At 69.9% G+C, this 5,314-nt stretch carries 3 protein-coding genes; all 3 read left to right on the top strand.

The genetic code is table 11. The features are described 5' to 3' along the window. The first annotated feature begins 277 nt into the window (after positions 1 to 277). The 3 genes from ACFC0G_RS39525 to ACFC0G_RS39515 all read left to right on the top strand — a co-directional run bounded on the left by ACFC0G_RS39525 (position 278) and on the right by ACFC0G_RS39515 (position 4,380). Positions 278 to 1,489, top strand: coding sequence for a hypothetical protein (locus ACFC0G_RS39525; protein WP_376413627.1), 1,212 nt, complete (start codon positions 278 to 280; stop codon positions 1,487 to 1,489). Next, entirely contained in the window at positions 1,486 to 1,686 is a 201-nt protein-coding gene (locus ACFC0G_RS39520; RefSeq protein WP_375847193.1) for a hypothetical protein, read from the top strand. The genes ACFC0G_RS39525 and ACFC0G_RS39520 overlap by 4 nt, the downstream gene beginning before the upstream one ends. Positions 1,687 to 2,046: 360 nt before the next feature. Further along, positions 2,047 to 4,380 (top strand): type IV secretory system conjugative DNA transfer family protein, encoded by a 2,334-nt coding sequence (locus ACFC0G_RS39515; RefSeq protein WP_375847194.1) that lies wholly within the window; start codon positions 2,047 to 2,049, stop codon positions 4,378 to 4,380. Positions 4,381 to 5,314: the final 934 nt, after the last annotated feature.

Here is a 5,314-nt window from a genome sequence, read left to right as displayed (position 1 = left end):
CATTCGAGCTGGGCCGGAGCACGGCGGAGAGCGCCAGAGACGCTCGGACGGCACGGGCCGGTGTTGGAGCACCGGCCCGCGCCTGAACCACCCACCTGACATGACCAGGAGGGCGATCTGTGATGGATCGTATCGGTGCGCCTGCGGGCGCGATGACATGGGCGGACACCGCCACGGAGGGCGCGGCCGAGGGCGCGATGCGGCGGGCGCGGGAGGCGGCCGAGGCCGCTGAGCGGGCGCGGCGGGCGGCCGAGGCGCTGCGGTCGGGCTGTGCGCGTTGCAGCCGCTGCCGGGCTCGGAGCGGGTGACGGGGCAGGGCCGGGGCGTCGGGGTGGTGCGGCCGGCGGAACAGGCGGCTGTTCCGCGGGACTGGGATCTGATGCTGCTGCGCGGTGAGCTGGCGCTCGCCGGGCTGCTGTCCCTGGTGACCGTCGTGTGGTCCACGTACTCGATCGGTGACCTGCTGGGCGGCTCGTGGGCCGCGTACGGCGGCGCGATCACATTCGATGTGGCGTGGCTGGCGGTGCAGGGAATGGAGTGGCTGGCCCGCTACCAGCCCGACCGGCGCGGCCGGGCCCGGAGGGTGGGCCTGGCGCTGCTGGCGGTGTCCGTCGGTGCCATCACCTACCACGGCCATCTGCATGGGGCGCTGGCACAAGGCGCGTTTGGTGCCGGGATCGCGCTGGGCGCCAAGCTGCTGTGGAGCACGGTGCTGTCGCATCTGGTCTGTGAGCTGGACCCGGACACGCAGGCCTGGGTGGACGCGGAGCACCGCGAGGCGCACGCGATGCTGGCGACCGCGACCGTGCACCGGACCTCGGAGCGGGCGCGTGGGCAGGCTGCAGCGCACCGCCGCGCGGTCGAGGTGCAGTACGGCGTCAGCCTCGACGAGCACCAGGTGCAGCGCGTCGACGAGCACCAGGTGCTCGACGTCGAGCCGGAGCCGGAGCCGTGGACGGTTCGGGAGGACGCGGTCAACCGCGCGGTCGTCGACCAGATCCGGGCACGGGCGATCGCGTCCACCTACGGCACCGCCGGGCGCGAGTGGCGCTCGGCCATGGACCAGGCGAACCGCTCGATGATGGCGGCCGTGGACGCGGGCGCCAGCACGGCCACGGTGCTGGAGCAGGTGGAGCGGCACCGCAGCGCCCGCCGGATCTCTGGGGACTCCCCGCGGATGGGCGGATACCCGCAGGCCACAGACGCGGAGACGCCCCCGCCCGTCCGCCCGGTCTCCGGGAACCCCCCGGCGGAGGACGCCGGGCCGGAGGACGACGAGGAGCGGGTGCCCGCGCAGCGTCCGCCCTCGGCCCGCACCCTCACCCACGGGCTGGCACGGGCCGGGATGAGCCCCGAGGCCGTCCGGCAGACCCTGGGCGCGATGGGCATGCAGGTCTCGCCCGCGACCGTCGACCGGTACGTCAGGGAGGCGCGGCAGCAGCCGCAGGCGGCTCCGGCCGCCGAGCCGGAGCAGGGGTGGTACCCGTGACCGGGCCGGAGCCGCAGCGCGGCTACACCGCCTGGGAGACCGCCCAGCTCGCCCTCCTCGTGGGGCGGCTGGCCGCCAAGGGTCACCCAACCCGGGGCATCGACCGGCAGATCGAGGCCGTCAAGGCCCGTGCGGTTGAGCGGGAGGCGCGGCAGGACGCGGAGCGCGAGGAGCGCGCCGCACAGCGCAGGAAGTGACCGACCGGCCGGGCGCCCGCGGGCGCCCGGCCCTTGCTCGGGAGGCCCGATGGCACGCGGCACCGTGACCCCGGCACAGCTCCAGCGGCTGAGCGGACCTGTGGCCGGCCAACTGCTGCTGTGGGACCGAGGGTTGGCGGACACATCACCCAACACCGGCAATACCAGGACAAACAAAACCGGCCCGGCGGACTCTTCCAGCGCCACCCCGGATTCTCGGGTGCCGCCTGTCAGTCCCACCAGCCACGATCGGTAGCAGCGCCCACACAAGGGATCTCACCCGCCCGGCAGGCCAGCGTCCTGGCAGACCACCTGCCGGGCGGGGGTGATCCCCAGACACGGAGCACCAGGGAGCACCACATGAGCATCTACCACCAGGCAGCAGCCGAATCCGGCACCGACCACACCGGCCACCAAACCGGCTTGATCCACGACGCTGTCGCCCTCACCCACGGGCACTGGATGCCCGTGCTCGTGGGCGGCGCGGTCGTCGTGGGCGCGCTGTACGGCATCGGCACCCGCCATCGCGAGGAGAAGGGCAAGCCCGCCGCCAAGGGCAGCCCCGCCAACGCCTTCATTGAGGACACCTTCGAGGGGCTGGCCGTGGTCACCAAGCGCGTCTGCACCCTGTGCTGGCGGTTCCTCACCGGCAAGGAGATGCGCGGCAAGGCGCGCACCAACGCCTCGTTCTGGCGCCCCGGCACCGTGAGCACCGACCCGCTGTCCACGGCCGAGCTGGGCGCCATCGCGCTGCCCGCCGCGGACGCGACCGCCGGCCCCGCCATCGACTGGGACCGGCTAAGCAAGCGGCTGTCGGACATGGCCCGGATGCCGCCGTGGGTCGCGCGGGCGGTCGCGGCCGCGGGCCGGGGTCTGAGCGCCACATGGGCCGCTGTGCGGACCGTGGGCCGGGGGCTGGGCCGCTGGCACCACTGGCGCTACGCCGGGCGCTCAGCGGCCCGCGTGGGCGGGCTGACCACGGCGGCCGGGCTGATCCTGGAACCCGCCTGGACGATCCTCGCGCTCGCGGCCGCGGTGCCGGTCACCCTCGTCACGGCCGGAGCCTGGGGCAAGGGCTACCAGGCCACGGACGCGGAGACCTACGGCCCGGGTCTGTGGGCCTCCCTCACGCAGGTGCTGCGCCTGGGCCAGGAGGACCAGGAGCGCGGGCAGGACTACTGGCTGAGCATCCCGGACGACCTGAGCGCGGAGAGCGCGCGGATCACCATCCGGGTCCCCCTGCACTGGTCCGGCACCGAGGGCGAGCGCAGCCTCATGGCGCAGGCGATCCAGGCCAAGGTGCCCGGTGAGTGGGTCGCCAGCTACCACCTCGCGGGCCGCTCCCCTTACGCACAGTGGTCGCCGAAGCCCGCACCCCGCCCAATGCCCCAGCTGCCCACCCAAGTTGCATGGAAGTCGTCCGGCACGGCCCATAAAGTCTACGTGGGCAAGACGATCGAGGGTTATGAAATCGTCGATCAATTTGTTTTCACGCAAACCGCGACTCCCCATTGGGGCGTGGCCGGTGACACCGGATCGGGTAAATCCACGGTCCTCTACATGGCCGTTGTCCATGCTAGGCAGCACGGAGGGCTCGTAGACATCCTCGACACCAAGGTGAATTCCATGGCCGAGGCATTCGGACAGTCGGGCGTTCGCATCCACACCACCACCCGCGCATGCATCGGCGCCTTCGCGGAATTCCTGGTGTCCATCCTCGCCGCCGAGCAGGCCGTTCAGGAAGGCGCAGACCCGAAACTGCGCGACGAACTGACGCCACGCACGCTCGTGGTGGACGAACTCCCGACGCTGATCCGGTTCGCCTACACCTGGTGGAAGCACGGCATCAAGCAGAAGGGCGCCCCGCCGTTTATCGACTGGTTCACCATCATCCTCATGATGGGCCGTTCCTCGAATCACCGCGTGGTGGTCGGCAGCCAGCAATTCGACAATGCACTGTTCGGCGGGACGATCGGACGCAAGCAGATCGGCACCAAGATTGTGGTAGGCAAGCAGGATATGGTCTCGTGGGGAGTGGCATTCGGACAGAACGCGCCGCGCCTCTCCTACGACACGGAAATCCCCGGCCGCGGAGCCTACGCGGATAAGCGCATGGACCCCGAGGGCGGAGATTACGCGTACGTCCGGGAATTCCAGCCCGCGTACATCACCCCGGAAGTCCGCGAATTGCTGGCAGCGTGCGAAAAGGCGCCCCAATGGTTCGATGACGGGGAAATGGCACCCTGGATCACCCCCGAGGCCCTGGCCGAGGCACAGGAGACCGCAGCCACCACCGAGTTCATGCCCGGCGGGGACTTCGCACCCAAGGTCCCCACGGTTGTCCCGGGCCACGCCAGCACGGGGGTCGGGGTGCCCAGCCCCAGGTCAGAGCCGGGACACGGTGCCTCCGGGACGGCCGAGGGGACAGCGGCCGGGACAGCCGGAGCATCGGCCGGCCTTGCCGCCGAGGTGGCCGAGGACCAGGCGCTGCCGGAGACCTACAGCCTGCGTGAGCACTGCGAGCGCGGCACCCTCCCGTGGGGCTACGAGACCGCCCGCAAGTACCTGCTCCAGCGTTCCGAGAAGCGCGGGATCACCGTTCCCGAAGGCATCAGTGACGGAAAGGTCACCTACTACACCGAGGATGAGCTAAGGGAATGGCTCTGGGAATGGAAAGACAAGACACCCGCGTAACCTGCTGATTTGCACAACGACGGCCCCGGGCTCTACAGTCCGGGGCCGTCGGCATTCCTACCCGAAAGGAAGCGTGAATGTACCTCTCAGACAGCTACCGCCCGCCCTCCTGTGAGGACTGCGGCGGAAGCCGATGCAGCCTATGCGGAAAGCATTACTGCTGCGATGAATGCCCCAACTGCGGAGGCGGCTGCATCTGTGATTGCAACTGCCCCACCCTGCGAGAGGATGACGGAATCTGGTAACCAAATCAAAGCGGCCGGATAAGCCTTTCCATAAGCCCGTAATAATCGTCTTGATAAACTCGTCTGCACGCTGGCAATTCGGGGCGACGGGCATTAGACCAGGTAATTCGGTCAGAGAAATTGCGGGCGGCCCCCTCGAAGGGTCGCCCGCAGTGCGTTTGCCCAGGTCAGCGGGCTGCGAACGCTCAAGAGGCCCAGAGCGGCCAGCCGGTGACCACCCCTCAGAGAGGGTGTGGCCACGATCCACCAACCGTACATGCTGCATCAGGTGTCGATGCCCCCACGTAGCGATCTGTACCCATCTCAGAGCCTCTGACGAGCCGTCTGGACTCATCCCCCCGAGAAGGGGTGAGAAGCCGTCAGCAAGGCATACAGAGCCGCAGCGTGGGGGTGTGGGGTGGCCCAGACTCTATCTAGACTACGTTTTGATGCACACCACCACGGGCAGTCGCAAAGAAGAGCCGCCCGGCCACCCCTCCCCGTAGCCAGCCGCCCGCGTAGCGGGCCCCCAGGGAGGGAGCGAAGCGGACGACCGAACTGGCCAAAGGCCAGTCCTCCCCGCCCGGCCATCGGCCGGGGCTCGGCGCAGCCGAGCAAGTCACCGCGAAGCAGTGACACACCGTCACGAAGTGACGGTCACTGCCAGAGCGCGCAGCGCTCTGAGACCCGCTCCGGGCCGAACATCTTGG

Source organism: Streptomyces sp. NPDC056169 (assembly GCF_042268445.1).
Taxonomy (GTDB): domain Bacteria; phylum Actinomycetota; class Actinomycetes; order Streptomycetales; family Streptomycetaceae; genus Streptomyces.
The sequence above is the reverse complement of the archived record's forward strand: the minus strand, read 5'-3'. Positions and strand labels throughout refer to the sequence as shown.